This window comes from Peristeroidobacter soli, from assembly GCF_004138485.1.
Classification (GTDB): Bacteria; Pseudomonadota; Gammaproteobacteria; order Steroidobacterales; family Steroidobacteraceae; genus Steroidobacter; species Steroidobacter soli.
Genome location: NZ_RYEV01000010.1, coordinates 194,073 through 210,038, shown reverse-complemented (window position 1 = coordinate 210,038; position 15,966 = coordinate 194,073). Strand labels below are relative to the sequence as shown.

Below are 15,966 nucleotides of genomic sequence, written 5' to 3'. Positions count from 1 at the left end.
AGGTTGATTGCGGGAGGCAAGAGACAACGTGGATTGCCGAGCGTTGTTCCGCTTCACCCGCATCGCGGCGCATCTCGCGACCTGCCGAGCAGGTTTTGTCGAGGAATGTTCGACATCGGCCGCGACTGCGGAGGCGCGGCTAATGAAAACTCCTGCAACGAGGGCCGCCGCCGGCAACAGCGGTGCGCAACATCACCCTCTCGCTCTACGAGCGCCCGTCAGGCGCGGCCCGGCGTTTGAAACAATTCTGCGGTCAGCGTTCGCAGCCAGCGGCTGCGCGGGTCGTGATGAAACTTGCGATGCCAGAACTGGCGCAGGGGAATTCGCGGTGACGGGAAGGGCAGGCCGACCACGCGGACTTCGGAGGAAGCGGATGAGAGATAGTTGCCGAGCGGCTCCGGTACCGTCACCATGAGATCGGACTGAGCGACGAGCACCGGGGCGCTCGCGAAGTGGGGTGTCGTCAGCACGACGCGGCGTTGAATGCGTTTGCGCTTGAGGTAACCCTCGATGACCTCCTGGCTGCGGCTCTCGGCACGAACCACCGCGTGCTCCAATTGCAGGAACTGCTTCAAGGTGAGTTTTTTCGCCGCCAACGGATGGTCGGCGCGCAACAGGCCGACGAAGCCATCCGTGAACAGCACCTGTTGAAAGAAATTGTTTTTCTTCAGATCGGGAAAATAGCCCATCGCCAGATCGACGCTGCCGGCTTCGAGCCCTTCGGCGATCTGGGCCGCCGGCAGGCTGACCGCACTGATGCTCGCCTGGGGCGCGAGGCGACGCAGGTTCTTCAGCAGCTTCGGCAGAAAGACGATTTCGCCCACATCGGACATGGCGAGGGAGATCGGTCCGGTCAGGGCCGCCGGATCGAAGACCGGCGCGGCGATGATATCGGTGCCGACGCTTCTGAGAATGCCGCGAGCCGACTCCACGATGCCCCGGCCGCGAGGGGTGGGCTGCATGCTGTTACCGATGCGCACGAACAAGGGATCGTCGAAGAAGCCACGCAGCTTGCCCAAGGCGGCGCTCACGGCGGGCTGGCTACGATGCAGCTTCAGGGCGGTGTCGCTGACGCTGCGGCAGTCGTCCAGCGCCACGAGCACATAGAGCAGGTTCAGATCCAGCGCGTGTTCTATTTGTTTCATGGATAGAGACAATACACCAGATCGTGTTGCCGAATGAGGGCCAGGGGCGGGAGCATAGCCTGCGTTGGGGGAGACCTCGAGAGAAGATCCACCGCATGTCGCGCTACATCCTCAGGCTTTCCTGCCCGGACCGCAGGGGCATCGTCGCCGCCGTGGGGAGCTTCCTGCTCGAGCACCACTGCAACATCGTGGAGAGCGCGCAGTTCGGCGACCAGGCGCAGCGATTCTTCATGAGGGTCTGTTTCGACAGCGAGCAGGGCCATTCGGTGGCGGCTCTGCAGGCGGCGTTCACGCCCATCGCCGAGAAGTTTTCCATGCAGTGGAACTGCTACGACGTCGCGCGCAAGCAGCGGGTCGTGCTGATGGTCTCCCGCTTCGGCCACTGCCTCAACGACCTGCTGTATCGCTATCGGATCGGCGCGCTTCCGATCGAGATCCCGGCCATCGTCTCGAACCATCGCGACTTCTATCGGCTGGCCGCGGCTCACGACATTCCGTTTCATTACCTGCCAGTGAACCCGGAGAACAAACCGCGCCAGGAGCAACAGCTGCTGGAGATCGTGGGCGAGGCGCAGGTCGATCTGGTCGTGCTGGCGCGGTACATGCAGATTCTCTCGCCGGCTTTGTGCCAGGCGCTCGAAGGTCGCGCCATCAACATCCATCACTCGTTCCTGCCGAGCTTTCAGGGAGCGAGACCGCATCAGCAGGCGCACGATCGTGGCGTCAAGCTGATCGGGGCCACCGCTCACTATGTCACGCAGGATCTCGATGAAGGGCCGATCATCGAACAGGACGTGGCTCGCGTCGATCACGCCATGAGCGTGGAGGACTGCGCAGCCGCCGGGCGCGACGTGGAGTGTGCGGTATTGGCACGTGCCGTGAAGTGGCACGTCGAACACCGCATCCTGTTGAACGGCCATCGCACTGTCATCTTTCGCTGAAAACGCAACCTGAGCATGACACAACCGAAGGTCGAGGCCATGGCGCCCTCCGTCGTCGATCCCGCCACCATTGCGCGGCTGGCGAGGGAGTGTTCCATCGAAATCAACGTCCAGGACGCGCGGCTGCTGCCTCGGGCACGCGTGCTGTTGCCAGCTGGGAAGAAGGTTTACGTAAGTCATCTGCCGAAACAAACCTGGCAGCAGACGATCGATACGTGTCGCGACGTGAGGGAGATGGGATGGGAGCCCGTGCCGCACGTGCCGGTGCGTCTGCTGGACAGCGAGCGCACGCTCGATGCGTTCCTGCTGGACGCTGCGAGCCGCGCCGAAGTGACGGAGATTCTGCTGATCGCAGGCGATTATCCGCTGGCAAGGGGGCCGTACTCGGCCGCCGCCGACGTCTTGCATGCAGGAAAGCTTCGCAACCACGGACTGAGTCGGATCTCGATGGCGGGCCATCCCGAAGGCCATCCGAAAGTGCCGCTGGTCGAAATCCGTCGGGCGGAGCGAGAGAAGGTGACGCTGGCGCAGGCGGCGGGGCTGGAAGTCACATTGCTCACACAGTTCTTCTTCGAAGCGCCGCCGTTTCTGGAGTGGGCCGCGAACCTGCGCGCCGACGGTGTCACCGCGAGACTCATCGGCGGCCTGTCGGGCCCGGCGAGTATCGCGACGCTGCTTCGCTACGCCGTGCGCTGTGGCGTCGGTCCCTCGATTCGCGCGCTCGGTGCCCGGCCGACGTCGCTTGCCAAGCTCATTGGCGATCACGGGCCGGAGCCGCTCATGCGCACGCTGGCCGGCGTGTCGCGGCCCGATCTGTATGACGGACTGCACTTCTTCACGTTCGGCGGCTTCTTGCGAACGTGTGAATGGCTCCAGCGCGTAGGCGACGGTGAGTTTACGCTCGATCAGCACGGCGGTTTCGAGGTCGGCTAGCGCTCTATCAACAAAGTTTATCGCTTGGCCGCGGTTCGGTATTGGCGCGAGGCGCCGGAGTATTTCAATAATCAGGCGACGAGATCGAATATAACGAATCACAGTTTGCGGGGATGGAGTGGACACACGGCTGGGTCCCTACGCAGGAGTGGCTGAGCGACGCATCGATGGATGCTGGTTGCTGCGTTCCCTCGATCCGCTGCGTGCCTATCCGCGTCGCTTCACCGAATATCTCACTCGCTGGGCAAGGGAACGTCCCGAGGCCATCTGGCTCGCTCAGCGCGACGCCCTCGGCGAATGGCGCAAGCTCAGCTATTCTGCCGGCTTCGCACAGATCCAGCGAATCGCCGCCGGCCTGCTGCAACGGGGCTTGAGTGCCGAGCGGCCGCTCGCGATTCTCTCCGGCAACAGCATCGAGCATGCGCTGCTCACTTTCGCCGCCATGCATGTCGGCGTGCCGGTCGCGCCGCTGTCGCCGGCATATTCGCTCATCGATCCCGAAGCAAGACGGGTCCTGCATGCCATCTCGCTGCTCACGCCAGGGCTGGTATATGCCGAGGATGCACGAGCGTTCGATCGTCCGGTCTCCCTGGCCGTACCGGCGCAGACGGAAGTGGTCGCACTCGAAGGCCGTTTCACTTCGCGAGATCACACACCGTTTGAAGCGCTGATGGGCGAGACGAGCGACGCGGTCGAGCGCGCTCACGAGGCCGTGACTGGCGATACCATCGCGAAGTTCATGTTCACCTCCGGCTCCACGCGCATGCCGAAGGCGGTGATCAACACGCATCGCATGCTCTCGTGCAACCAGCGCATGTATGCGCAGTGCTATCCGTTTCTCGAAGAGGAACCGCCGGTACTGGTGGACTGGCTGCCGTGGCATCACACGGCCGGTGGCAACGCGAACATGGGAACGGTCCTCGCGCACGGGGGCTCGCTCTACATCGATGCCGGCAAGCCCACGGCCGCGGGCATGGCGCAAACGGTGGCGAATCTTCGCGAGGTCGCTTCCAGCGTTTACTACACCGTGCCGAAAGGCTTGGAAATGCTGGCCGACGCGATGCGCAGTGACGAGCCGCTGCGTACGCGTTTCTTCAGCCGCATGAAATTGATCTTTCCCGCCGGCGCCGGTCTGCCGAAACCGGTACAGGACGCGATCGATGAGATGTCGATCCAGGTGCGCGGTCGCAAGACGCCGATGACCATGGGACTGGGCATGACGGAGACCGCGCCGTTCGCCATCTCCGCGCATCTGCCGACGTGGCAGCCGGGCGTGATCGGCCTGCCCGCACCGGGTGTCGAAGTGAAACTGGCACCTGTCGCGGAGAAGCTCGAAGTGCGCTATCGCGGGCCGAGCATCACACCGGGTTACTGGCGTCAGCCCGAGCTCAGTGGCGAGGCGTTCGATGAGGAGGGTTTCTTCCGTAGCGGCGATGCCGCGGTATTCATCGATCCGGCACAGCCTCAGCTCGGGCTGCGTTTCGATGGTCGTATCGCTGAGGATTTCAAGCTGTCGAGCGGCACCTGGGTCAATGTCGGCGCGATGCGTGCGGCGGCGCTGGCGGCCGGCTCTCCATATCTCCACGACGTGGTGTTCGTCGGGCAGGATCGCGATGAGCTGGGCATGCTGGTGTTTCCGAGTGTCGCCGCCGAACGGCTTTCCGACGTGCAGGCGTGGCTCGCCGAGCTGCTGAGGACATTGTCGCAGCGAGCGGGCGGTGGCTCACAGCGCGTGACACGTGCGCTCGTGCTGACACAGCCGCCTTCGATGGCCGCCGGCGAAATCACCGACAAAGGCACGATCAATCAGCGCGCCGTAATCCTTGCGCGCCAGGCAATGGTCGAGCAGCTGTATGCCGCTCATCACGAGCCCGGCGTGGTGGTGCTGTCATGACCACGCTCGTGCTGATTCCCGGCTTGCTGTGCGATGAGTTCGTGTGGTCGGAACAGCGCCGCGCGCTTGCGAGCCACGCACGAATCTGGGTGGCGGATCATGGTTCGATCAGCTCGCTCACCGAGATGGCGCAGGCCGTCCTGCGTGATGCGCCGGCCGCGACCTTCGCGCTCGCGGGACATTCGATGGGCGGGCGAGTCGCGCTCGAAGTGATGCGCCTCGCGCCTCATCGCATCGAGCGGCTCGCCTTGCTCGATTCCGGCTGGCAGCCACGTCTGTCCGGCTCCGGGGGCGAAGCAGAACAGACATCGCGGATGGCGCTGCTCGAGGAGGCGCGTCGCGATGGCATGCGTGCCATGGGGAGGCGATGGGCGCAGGGCATGGTGCATCCGAAGCGACTCGACTCGCCATTGTTCGAGTCCGTCGTCGACATGGTCGAGCGCAAGACGCCAGACATCTTCGCCGCGCAGATCCGGGCGCTGCTGGCGAGACCCAACGCGATGGAGCAACTGCTCGCGATCGATTGTCCGACGCTCGTGGCCTGCGGGCGCCAGGACAGCTGGAGTCCGTTATCGCAACACTTGCAGATGGCCGTGATCGTGCGCGGCGCACGTCTGCGCATCATCGAGGAAAGCGGTCACATGAGTACGCTCGAACAACCGGGGGCCGTGACGGCCGCGTTGGCGGAATGGCTGAGCGGCAAGGGGGATATCGCGGTGGGGCAGCGACCCATCGCGCTGCTCGAACGAGAGCTGGCCGAGTCCGCGTGTCGCGACGTGGTGCGTCGGGCCGCGCTCACACTCGACGCCAACGATCTCGACGGCTTCGCTCAGTTCTTCACGCGCGATGCGGTGGTCGTGCGGCCCGGCAAGGAGCCACTGTGCGGTGTCGACGCATTGCTCGCGTCCTACCGATCCCGGCCAGCGTCCTATCTGACGCGTCATCTGGTGTCCGGCAGTGTCGTCGATCTGCGCGCGCCCGATGAAGCGCACGCCATCAGCAATGTGCTGCTGTGGACCGGCAGCACGGATCATGAGATCGGCGATTTCGGACGGCGTGCGCAGTCCCGGCAAGTGGTCGGCGAGTTCGAGGATACCCTGCGCCTATGCTCTGACGGACGCTGGCGTATCGCGCACCGTCAGGCGCGTTTTCTTCTGCACGTCGAGAGCGGTGGGTGAAGACATGACGCCAGCCGATCCCAGTGCGCAGCTGCGTCGCGAGCCCATGAGCTCGTTCCAGATCGTGGCGGTCGCGATTTGCGTGGCACTCAACGCACTCGATGGCTTCGACATTCTCGCGATCACGTTCGCCGGTCCCGGCATCGCGCGTGAATGGGGCCTGGGGCCGGGCGGGCTCGGCATCGTCATCTCCACGGGCCTCGTCGGCATGTCGGTGGGATCGCTGCTGCTCGCCCCGCTCGCCGACTCAGTGGGACGTCGTCCCATCATCCTGTTGTGTCTGATGCTCATGACGGTGGGCATGCTGTTGTCCGCGACCGCCGATGACGTCATCGCACTGTCGCTCTGGCGCGTCGTTACCGGGCTCGGCATCGGCGGCATGCTCGCGTCCATCAACGCGATGGTCGCCGAATATTCCAACGACGCGCGTCGGGACTTCTGCGTCAGTCTCATGACCATCGGCTATCCCTTGGGCGGCATGCTGGGTGGCATGGCCTCGGCGTGGTTGCTTGCCGAGTTCGACTGGCGATCGGTCTTCGTCTTTGGTGGTGTGGTGTCGACCCTGATCCTCATCGTGGTGGGGTGGCGCTTGCCGGAGTCCATCGAGTTCCTGGTGTTCCAACGTTCGCCGGATGCAGTGAGCCGCGTGAATGCGATTCTTGGCCGTATGGGGCGAGCATCCATTTCTGAGCTGCCCGCTCGCTCGCGGCAGCCGCGCATGAATGTTTGGGCTGGGTTCGACAAAGAGCTCATCGCGCAGACGGCGCTGATCTGCGCCGCGTATTTCCTTTACATGATGACGTGCTACTACGTGCTCGGCTGGATTCCGTCCATCGTCACGGCGCTTGGCTTCACCGCAAGTGTCGGCGCTGAGGTGTCGGTGTGGACCAATCTGGGCGGAATCCTTGGGGGCGCGCTGCTCGGCTATCTGGCCCGTCACATTCATCTCAAGCCGCTTGCGAGCGGCGCGATGCTGTTCACCGCGCTGTCGCTCGCCGTCTTCGGCCGCACGCAACCCGACCTGTTTGCACTCAAGGCCGTCGCGTTCGTGCTCGGCGCGTTTCTGTATTCATCGGCGGTCGGGTTCTACGCCACGTTCGTTCGTGTCTTCCCGACACACCTGCGCGCGACGGGCACGGGCCTCGCCATCGGCCTCGGTCGCTTCGGCGGCATGTTGGGGCCGGTGCTCGGCGGCTGGCTGATGGCGGCGGGCACGAGCCGGCCGAGCGTCGCCGCGATCATGGCGCTGGGGGCGGCGCTATCCGCGATATCCATCTGGTTGTTAAGAGGATCGATGCTGGCCGCGCCACCGCGGCTGGCGCTGAGTCGCTAGAGAGGTCGAATAAACAGGGTCGATACGACAGGGGGGCTGCCGTGTATTCATCAAGACGAGTTCCGATGATGGCTGTGGCATTGACGTTGACGCTGCCGTTGACGGCGCGTGCCGCCGAGCTGGAAGAAATAATCGTGACGGCGCAGAAACGCGAACAGTCGCTGCAGGATGTGAGCCTCGCCGTCACGGCGGTATCCGCGGACGATCTTCTTCGCAGCAACATTACGAGCCTCGAGAACCTGCAGCACCGCGTGCCGGGCGTCACTTTCGGCAACGATTTCGCATTCGCGAAGCTGTTCATTCGTGGCGTCGGTTTGAACAGCTCGTTCGCGGGCATCGATCCGTCGGTCGCGCTGCACGTCGATGGCGCTGTGGTCGCGCAGGCGGCGGCGCAGTTCGCCTCGCTGTTCGACCTCGAACGGGTCGAAGCGCTGCGCGGCCCGCAGGGCACCTTGTATGGGCGCAATGCCACCGGCGGATCGATCAACCTCGTGACCGCGAAGCCAACGCAGACCTTTGGCGGATACACCAATGTGTCGGTTGGCGGCAGCGATCTGAGCTACGGCCTGGACTCCGCGCTGAGTGGGCCGCTGACCGACAGCGTGCTCGGCCGAGTCGCCGTTCACTATCAACATCACGACGGTTACGGCAAGCACACCGGCACCGGCAAGGACATCGACGATCTCAACGTGATCGGCACACGCGGCCACCTGCAGTTCAAGTTCGGCGACGGCGTGGATCTGCTGTTGAGTGGCGAGTACGCCAAGGAAGACGATCACACCAAGTCGGTGCACTTCATTGCGCCGATGTTTCCCAATCCGCCGCTACCGAGCCTGCGGGCGACGGGTCTGCCGAACGTGTCGCCGCACTCGCGCAATGCCGGCGGCGACTTCCGGCCGACGTTCGAAAGCGAGACCTGGGCGGCCACCGCGACGCTGACGGTGCGCATGAGCGATGCGATCTCGTTCAAGTCGCTGACCAACTATCGCGAGTTCGACGATCAGCTGACCCAGGACTTCGATGTCTCGGACACGGTCAATGGCAACTTCCCGCCGGCGCCCACTTCGACGACGCAGCTGCAGGCCATTGGCGACGATCAGTTCTCCCAGGAACTGCAGCTCATCTATGACGGCGACCGGCTGCATGGCATCGCCGCCGCCTATTACCTCAACGAGGCCATCGACAGCCTGGTGTTGCTGGGTCGCGACCCGGTGGGACAGCCGGCGCGTTCTCGCGTGATCGTGCCAGCCACGCTCGATGTGGATGCGTGGGCGTTGTTCACGAACTTCACGTATGACCTGACCAAGATGTTTTCCATCAAGGCCGGTGCTCGGTACAGCGCCGAGAAGCGCACGATGGAGAATCATTTCGCGGTGGCGAGCCCGGTGGATCCGGCCGCCATCTACGATCCGGTGCGACGGGCGTCGCGAGACTATTCCGACTTCTCTCCGGAGCTCGGTATCGAGTTGCGTCCCGCCGATGCGGTCATGCTGTACGCGACGTACTCCGAAGGCTTCAAGAGCGGCACCGCGAACCTGGGCGAGCGCGTGCCCAACCTCGTGAATCCCGAGACCATCCAGAACGTGGAGGCGGGGTTGAAGAGCTGGCTGTTGAAGGACTCGCTGATGCTCAACATCGCCGCGTTCAAATACAAAGTCGAGGACGCACAGTACGACCGAACTTACGCCATCACGGCGCCGCCGTTCTATGCGGCGCGACTCGAGAACGCGGCCACCACCGACGGCAAAGGGGTCGAGCTCGAGACCCGCTGGATCGCGACCGATCATTTCAAGATGTCGTTCGCCGGCACCTATTATCACATTCGTTTCGACAAGTTCCTGTCGCAGAACCCGATCAATCCGGCGCTGTTCGGGCCCGGCGGCTCGACGTTGCCGCCGGAGGACCTGACCGGCAATCGTCCTCGCAACACGCCGGATTGGACCGCGGAGGTGTCAGCGACGTACGAGTGGCCGCTGACCAGTGGCGCCTCGCTTGCGTTGACGGGCGTGGTGTCGAGCCGGGACAAACAGTACTACACGGAGTTCAATGACGAGGTCACTGGCCAGGACGGCTACACCCTGTACGACGCGAACCTGCTGTACACCGGCGCCGGCGGCAAGTTCACGCTCAATTTCTGGGGCAAGAATCTTTCGGATGAGATGATCGTGTCCGGCATCTATGTAACGTCCACGGCACGCACCATCACCGGCACGTATCTGCCGCCGCGCACGTATGGCGTGACGGCAGGTTATAAGTTCTAGAGGAGCGACGGATCGATGCCGACCGAGGCCGTTCAGTATCGTTGCAGGGATCAGATCGCTTTCCTGCTGATCGACCATCCGCCCGTGAACGTGCTGGCAGCCCCGGTTCGCGCCGGGCTGTCACATGCCCTCGGTGCCGCGCTTGCCGACGCGTCGGTGCGGGTGATCGTCATTGCCTGCGCCGGCAAGACATTCTCGGCCGGCGCTGATATCGGCGAGTTCGACGGGCCAATGGCAGAGCCGAGCCTGCAGGCGGTGTTCGCCTCCATCGAGGCGTCGACCAAGCCGGTCGTCGCAGCGATGCACGGCCTTGCGCTTGGCGGTGGTGTGGAGCTTGCGCTGGCCTGTCACTATCGAGTGGCGACGGCGGATGCAAAGCTCGGGTTTCCGGAAATCGCCCTGGGATTGATTCCCGGGGCCGGCGGCACGCAACGTTTGCCGCGAGTCATCGGTGCGGTGGCGGCGCTCGACATGATTGTGTCTGGCGCTCCCGTCGAGGCGGGCGTAGCGTTGCAGCTCGGGCTGGTCGATGCGGTCGTCGAGGCGGATCTGATGCAGGGAGCACAGCGCTTTTGTGAGCAGCTGATCGGGCAGGGCGCACCGCCTCGTCCGACCGGGGCTCGCATGGTTGATGTGACAGGCTTTGATGAGGCGGGGATTGCCGCCGTCCTGAGCAAACATTCCCGGGCTCTGAAAGGACGGAAGACACAGCAGCTCGTGGTGGACGCGCTCACCGCCGCCACGCACTCGGATTTCGACGCCGGGCTCGCCATCGAACGTCGCATCGCCGACTGCTCGATCGCGACGCTGGAGAGCCAGGCGTTGCGACACCTGTTCTTCGCCGAGCGGCAGGTATCCAAGGTGCCTGGGGTCGGGCCGGAGCCCTCGATCAGCAGGGTTGCGGTCATTGGCGCCGGGACGATGGGCAGCGGGATCGCGACGGCGTGCGCCGATGCGGGTATCGCCGTCACGCTGATCGATGCGCATGCCGAAGGGCTCGAACGCGGGCTCGCGTTGATTGCCTCGAACTACGAGTCGAGCGTGGCGCGTGGTCGACTGACGCATGAAGAGGCGGCGCGCCGACGGGGTCGCATCGTGGACTCGCTCGACCTCGGTGCCGCAGCCGAGGCCGAGGTGGTGATCGAGGCGGTGTTCGAGGACCTCGCGCTCAAGCAGGCCCTCTTGTCGAAGATCGCCGCGCTGACGCCGGCGTCGACGGTGCTGGCGTCGAATACCTCGACGTTGTCCATCACCGAGCTGTCACGGCCCTGTCGAGATCCGCAGCGCGTGGTTGGGCTGCATTTCTTCAGTCCGGCGCACGTGATGAAACTGCTGGAGATCGTGCGCGCGCCTGCGACCGATCCGGCAGCGCTCGGGCGGGCGCTGACGCTGGCCAAGCAGTTGAAGAAGATTGGCGTCGTCGCGGGCGATGCCTTCGGCTTCATCGGCAACAAGATGATGCTGGACGGCTACTGGCGCGAGGCGGAGTTGTTGATGCTGGAGGGCGCGACGCCCGATCAGGTCGATGGCGCCATGGAGTCGTTTGGGTTTGCGATGGGGCCGGCCCGGGTCAGCGATCTGGGCGGCACCGATGTCGGGACCAAGACGCGCATCGAGCTGTTCAAACGCGAGACGCGTCCCGAACCCTACTTTGTGATTGCCGATACGCTGACGGCGATGAATCGGCTCGGGCAGAAGACGCACGCCGGCTTCTATCGATATCGGCCGGGCGAGCGTCAGGCACTGCCCGATGAGGCGGTGGCCACGCTCATTGAAACATTGGCCTCGGAGCGCGGGATTGTCCGCCGAGCGATCGAGCCTGCTGAAATCGTCGAGCGATGCCTGCTGCAACTCATCAACGTCGGAGCGCAGGTGCTCGAATCAGGCGTCGCGATGCGCGCGGCCGACATCGATGTGGTGTGGGTACATGGCTATGGCTTTCCGAGGCACCTCGGCGGTCCGATGTTTCATGCCGACAGCCTGGGCCTCAAGCATGTCCTGGATCGCATCGGGCACTACGGCGCGCGCATGAACAATCGCAGCGACTACTGGCGGCCCGCACCGCTCATCGAAACTCTCGCGCGGAACGTTCGCTCGTTTGCCGATTGGGACCGGGAGCGTGCCGGACGATGAAGGAGAACGCGCCATGAGCAACAAAGTGGCCTCGATCCTCTTGCATCCGAATGCCGTGCGCGAACAGTCGCGGCCGTTGCCGGCTCGCATCGATCCGAACATGAGACAGCTGCGAGCGCTGGTTGCCGTCGCGCAAGGCGGCTCCGTCCACAAGGCTGCATCTTTGATGCATCTGACGCAGCCCGCCGTCACGAGGGCGATTCATGAGCTGGAGCAGGCGCTCGGCCTCGAACTGTTCGCACGAACGCCGAAGGGAATGGTTCCTACCACCGTCGGCGCCATTCTCGTCGAGCGCACTCAGCGCGCCTTCGCGCAACTGACGCACATCGAACAGGAGTTGAGCGACCTCGGTGTATCGCGCCGCTCGACCGCGAGCATCGGGGCGAAGGTGACCAGTCGACACTTGCGAACCCTGGTGGCGATCGATCTTCATGGCACGGAAACCGCTGCCGCACAGGAACTCGATATCTCACAGCCCTCGGTGACCCAGACGATTCGTCAGCTGGAACGCATCGTCGAAACCAACCTGTTCATCAGAACGGCGCGTGGCATGCTGGTGACGCGGGCCGGGGAGATCGTGCTCCGGCGAACGAAGCTGATGTTTCATGAGCTGCAACTGGCGCGCGACGACATCGCGGCTCAGTTCGGCACCATCAGCGGCCGCATCGTGGTCGGCGCCTTGCCGCTCGCGAGCACGCTGCTCGTGCCGCGCGCGGTAACGAGGTTGAAGCAGGAATATCCGGACCTGCAGATCACGCTTCTGGAAGGCACGTACGAGTCGATGCTCGAGAGCCTGCGCTGCGGGGATGTGGATCTGCTGGTCGGGGTATTGCGCTATCCGATTCCCTGCAGCGACATCGTGCAGGAGAAGCTGTTCGAAGACCTGCTCTCGGTGGTTGGCCGCAAAGGACATCCGTTCGCTCAGGCTGGGTCCCTAAAGCTCGCCGACGTGATCGATTGCGAGTGGGTGCTGCCGTACAAGGCTGCGCCATCGCGCAAGGCGTTCGAGCAGGTCATGCTCGCGGCCGGTTTGCCGCTGCCGAAGCATGCCATCGAGTCCAATGCACTGGTTGCGCTACGGGCGTTGCTGATCGAAAGCGACCGGCTCTCAATTCTCTCGCGCAACCAGATTCACTATGAGGAGCTGCACGGCATGTTGTCGGTGCTGCCCATCGACATGCGCGGCAGCGAACGCCCGATCGGTATCACCACGCGCGCCGACGCCAAACGCTCGGTGGGTTTGCAGGCACTGCTGCGTCACCTGCGCGCCGTGGGCGATGAAATGAAAGACGGACACACTGTGGAGACCAGACGATGAAGCCGACGAATCTGGAAGGGGTCTTGAAGCAGGCAGGCAATCCGGTGCAGCTGCTGCGTAACTCGAAGATCGGGGCGTATGTTTACCCCGTCGTCCCGTATGAGTTCAGCAACTGGCGCGATGAGCAGCGCGGCTGGCGCGAGACCGCCGTGCTGTTCGATCAGACGCATCACATGGCCGAGTTCACGGTGAAGGGACCTGACGCGCTCAAGCTGTGTTCCTATCTCACCATCAACAGCTTCAACAATTTCCAGCCGAACCGCGCCAAGCAGATGGTTCCCTGCAGCCATGATGGCTACGTGATCGGCGACGGCATTCTGTTCTATCTCGACAAGGACGAGCTGCTGTTCGTCGGTCGCGCGCCAACGGTGAACTGGATGCAGTTCCACGCGGAGACCGGCGGTTTCAACGTCACCACGATTCGCGACGATCGCTCGCCGTCCTATCCGCGGGGCAAGGCGGTGACGCGCCGGCACTATCGCTACCAGATCCAGGGACCGAAGGCGGCGCAGATCCTCGCGAAGTTGAATGGCGGACCGTTGCCCGAGGTGAAGTTCTTCTCGATGGATCGCATCAACATCAAGGGCCAGGCGGTACGGTGCCTGCGTCACGGCATGGCGGGCGAGCCGGGCCTGGAGCTGTGGGGGCCGTACGAGCAGTACGATGAGATTCGCGAAGTGATCCTGGCGGCGGGCGAGGAGTTTGGTCTGGTGCAGGTGGGCGCGCGTGCCTACTCGACCAATACGCTGGAATCCGGCTGGATTCCGTCGCCGCTGCCGGCCGTTTACTCCGGCGAGAAGATGAAGGCATATCGAGAGTGGTTGCCCGCGACCGGTTACGAAGCCACCGGTTCCATCGCGGGCAGTTTCGTCTCCAACGACATCGAAGACTATTACCTGACACCCTATGCGCTGGGCTACGGCCCGTTCGTGAAGTTCGATCACGACTTCGTCGGGCGCGAGGCGCTGGATAAATTGCAGCACGAGCCTCAGCGCAAGAAGGTCACGTTCGAATGGCATCCCGAGGATCTGGCGAAGATCTATCGTTCCATGTTCGATCCCTCGATGCCGAGCTACAAGTACATGGACATTCCGAACTTCAACTACGGCTCCTCGTCTTACGATGCGGTGCTGAAGGGCGGCAGGGTGGTGGGTTTCTCGATGTTTGGCGGCACCAGCTTCAACGAGCGCCGCGCACTGTCGTTGGGTGTGGTCGATGCGGACATCAACGTGGGCGAGGAGCTCACGCTACTGTGGGGAGAGGAGAACGGCGGCACGAACAAGGCCACGGTCGAACGTCATACGCAGCTCGAAGTGCGTGTGAAAGTCGCCCCGGTTCCCTACGCTCGCGATGCCCGTGAGGGTTATCACCAGGGCTGGCGTAGCAAGCAGTCATGACGTCCTTCAACATCGATGAACTGATTGCGATCGACGTGCACACCCACGCCGAGGTGTCCTGTCGCTGTCCGGTAGATGAGGTGTGGCAGGAGTACGAGAAAGCCGCCAGCGTCTATTTCAAGGCCGGCAGCCGCCGGCCGACCATCGCCGAGACCGTGTCCTACTATCGTGAGCGCAAGATCGGACTGGTGATGTTCACGGTCGATTCCGAACATCAGATCGGCGCGCGTCGCATTCCCAACGAAGAAGTGGCGGACGCCGCTCGCGAGAATGCCGACATGATGATCGCGTTCGCCAGCATCGATCCTCACAAGGGCAAGATGGGCGTGCGCGAGGCCAGGGCGCTGTTGAAGGACGGTGTCATACGCGGCTTCAAATTCCATCCGACCGCGCAGGGCTTCTTTCCGAACGATCGCCTGGCATATCCGCTATACGAGGTGATCGCCGAGCACCGGCTGCCGGCGATCTTTCACAGCGGCCACTCGGGCATCGGCACCGGAATGCCGGGCGGCGGCGGACTGCGGCTGAAATATTCCAACCCGATCCATCTCGACGACGTCGCGGCGGATTTCCCCGAGATGAACGTCATCATCGCGCATCCCTCCTGGCCGTGGCAGGACGAGGCACTGTCGGTCTGTCTGCACAAGCCGAACGTCTATATCGATCTGTCGGGCTGGTCGCCCAAGTATTTTCCGCCGCAGCTGATCCAGTACGCCAATGGCCAGCTCAAGCACAAGATGCTGTTCGGCTCGGACTACCCGTTGATTACGCCGGATCGATGGATGAAAGATTTCGCGGAGGCCGGCTTCAAGCCGGAGGTGCGGCCGCTGATCCTGAAAGAGAACGCGATTCAGGCGCTGCGCCTGAGGTGAGCGCCGGCTCGCCGGCGCAGGCGGCCGCTCACAGCTCGACGGTCTCTTTCCTGCGCCGTTCCAGCGCCTTGGCGACGGCCTCTGCCCGGGTGCGTGCGCCGAGCTTGCGTAACAGCGACTCGATATGAAATTTGACGGTGTGAAGCGAGATCGCGAGCTCGCGCGCAATGGCCTTGTTGCTGAGGCCCGCGCCGATGGCGTCGATCACGTCGAGCTCGCGCGGCGTGAGGATGCTTTGAACCGCGGACTCTGTGAGTTCCTCGAAGCCGCGGCGTGACGCTGACCGGGCGAGTCGGATCGAGAGGCCGGCGGCGAGAGCACGAAGCGCCGCATCGATCTGGCGCGGGGAGGCATCCCACGGCAGCCGATTTTCGGTGGGTGAGCTTTGGTCGCTGAACAGCAGAGTCGGTCGCGGGGCCGATGCTTGTTTCGTATCGCAGACAAGCACGTCCGGTTGAGCAGTCGCGACGACGCGATGACCAGCGCCTTCGACGAGCTTTGTGAGCACCGCGCGCCGCGTCTCGTCCGTGGCCAGCACGCCGACGAGAAGCGGCATTGCGT

At 63.7% G+C, this 15,966-nt stretch carries 12 protein-coding genes; 10 read left to right on the top strand and 2 right to left on the bottom strand.

The window, feature by feature from the left end; genetic code table 11:
* Positions 1-218: 218 nt before the first annotated feature.
* Positions 219-1,145, bottom strand: coding sequence for a LysR family transcriptional regulator (locus EKO19_RS35530; RefSeq protein WP_129782171.1), 927 nt, complete (start codon positions 1,143-1,145; stop codon positions 219-221).
* Between the two features lie 95 nt (positions 1,146-1,240).
* Here EKO19_RS35530 and purU point away from each other — a divergent pair, with 95 nt between their 5' ends.
* The 10 genes from purU (at position 1,241) to EKO19_RS35480 (ending at position 15,405) form a co-directional block, all read left to right on the top strand.
* Positions 1,241-2,086, top strand: a complete 846-nt coding sequence (gene purU / locus EKO19_RS35525; protein WP_129782170.1) for a formyltetrahydrofolate deformylase — start codon at positions 1,241-1,243, stop codon at positions 2,084-2,086.
* Between the two features lie 15 nt (positions 2,087-2,101).
* Positions 2,102-3,019 carry a methylenetetrahydrofolate reductase gene (locus EKO19_RS35520; protein WP_129782169.1) on the top strand — a complete coding sequence of 306 codons (918 nt, stop codon included), beginning with the start codon at positions 2,102-2,104 and terminating at the stop codon, positions 3,017-3,019.
* A gap of 118 nt (positions 3,020-3,137) precedes the next feature.
* Positions 3,138-4,913, top strand: a complete 1,776-nt coding sequence (locus EKO19_RS35515; protein ID WP_129782168.1) for a feruloyl-CoA synthase — start codon at positions 3,138-3,140, stop codon at positions 4,911-4,913.
* Positions 4,910-6,091: an alpha/beta fold hydrolase gene (locus tag EKO19_RS38990; RefSeq protein WP_129782167.1), complete on the top strand. Its 1,182-nt coding sequence runs from the start codon at positions 4,910-4,912 to the stop codon at positions 6,089-6,091. The genes EKO19_RS35515 and EKO19_RS38990 overlap by 4 nt, the downstream gene beginning before the upstream one ends.
* 4 nt (positions 6,092-6,095) lie before the next feature.
* Positions 6,096-7,424 carry an MFS transporter gene (locus EKO19_RS35505; RefSeq protein ID WP_157995589.1) on the top strand — a complete coding sequence of 443 codons (1,329 nt, stop codon included), beginning with the start codon at positions 6,096-6,098 and terminating at the stop codon, positions 7,422-7,424.
* Positions 7,425-7,489: 65 nt separating this feature from the next.
* A complete protein-coding gene (locus EKO19_RS35500; protein WP_129782165.1) occupies positions 7,490-9,685 on the top strand; it encodes a TonB-dependent receptor in 2,196 nt (731 codons plus the stop codon).
* A gap of 15 nt (positions 9,686-9,700) precedes the next feature.
* Entirely contained in the window at positions 9,701-11,818 is a 2,118-nt protein-coding gene (locus tag EKO19_RS35495) for a 3-hydroxyacyl-CoA dehydrogenase NAD-binding domain-containing protein (RefSeq protein WP_129782164.1), read from the top strand.
* 13 nt (positions 11,819-11,831) lie between these two features.
* Positions 11,832-13,136 carry a LysR family transcriptional regulator gene (locus EKO19_RS35490; protein ID WP_129782163.1) on the top strand — a complete coding sequence of 435 codons (1,305 nt, stop codon included), beginning with the start codon at positions 11,832-11,834 and terminating at the stop codon, positions 13,134-13,136.
* The gene (gene ligM / locus EKO19_RS35485) at positions 13,133-14,533 is read left to right on the top strand and encodes a vanillate/3-O-methylgallate O-demethylase (RefSeq protein WP_129782162.1); all 1,401 of its coding nucleotides are present in this window, start codon (positions 13,133-13,135) and stop codon (positions 14,531-14,533) included. Before EKO19_RS35490 ends, ligM begins: the two co-directional genes overlap by 4 nt.
* Positions 14,530-15,405 (top strand): amidohydrolase family protein, encoded by an 876-nt coding sequence (locus EKO19_RS35480; protein ID WP_129782161.1) that lies wholly within the window; start codon positions 14,530-14,532, stop codon positions 15,403-15,405. The genes ligM and EKO19_RS35480 overlap by 4 nt, the downstream gene beginning before the upstream one ends.
* Positions 15,406-15,433: 28 nt before the next feature.
* On the opposite strand, the gene EKO19_RS35475 is transcribed toward EKO19_RS35480, so the two are convergent.
* On the bottom strand, positions 15,434-15,961 hold the full coding sequence (locus EKO19_RS35475; protein WP_129782160.1) for a helix-turn-helix transcriptional regulator: 528 nt from the start codon (positions 15,959-15,961) through the stop codon (positions 15,434-15,436).
* Positions 15,962-15,966: the final 5 nt, after the last annotated feature.

Bases quoted from the DNA above. Each gene is read 5' to 3' on its own strand.
- EKO19_RS38990 (WP_129782167.1), top strand. From the start codon at position 4,910: ATGACCACGCTCGTGCTGATTCCCGGCTTGCTGTGCGATGAGTTCGTG.
- EKO19_RS35520 (WP_129782169.1), top strand. From the start codon at position 2,102: ATGACACAACCGAAGGTCGAGGCCATGGCGCCCTCCGTCGTCGATCCC.
- EKO19_RS35475 (WP_129782160.1), bottom strand. From the start codon at position 15,961: ATGCCGCTTCTCGTCGGCGTGCTGGCCACGGACGAGACGCGGCGCGCG.
- EKO19_RS35530 (WP_129782171.1), bottom strand. From the start codon at position 1,145: ATGAAACAAATAGAACACGCGCTGGATCTGAACCTGCTCTATGTGCTC.
- EKO19_RS35495 (WP_129782164.1), top strand. From the start codon at position 9,701: ATGCCGACCGAGGCCGTTCAGTATCGTTGCAGGGATCAGATCGCTTTC.
- EKO19_RS35500 (WP_129782165.1), top strand. From the start codon at position 7,490: ATGATGGCTGTGGCATTGACGTTGACGCTGCCGTTGACGGCGCGTGCC.
- purU (WP_129782170.1), top strand. From the start codon at position 1,241: ATGTCGCGCTACATCCTCAGGCTTTCCTGCCCGGACCGCAGGGGCATC.
- ligM (WP_129782162.1), top strand. From the start codon at position 13,133: ATGAAGCCGACGAATCTGGAAGGGGTCTTGAAGCAGGCAGGCAATCCG.
- EKO19_RS35480 (WP_129782161.1), top strand. From the start codon at position 14,530: ATGACGTCCTTCAACATCGATGAACTGATTGCGATCGACGTGCACACC.
- EKO19_RS35505 (WP_157995589.1), top strand. From the start codon at position 6,096: ATGACGCCAGCCGATCCCAGTGCGCAGCTGCGTCGCGAGCCCATGAGC.
- EKO19_RS35490 (WP_129782163.1), top strand. From the start codon at position 11,832: ATGAGCAACAAAGTGGCCTCGATCCTCTTGCATCCGAATGCCGTGCGC.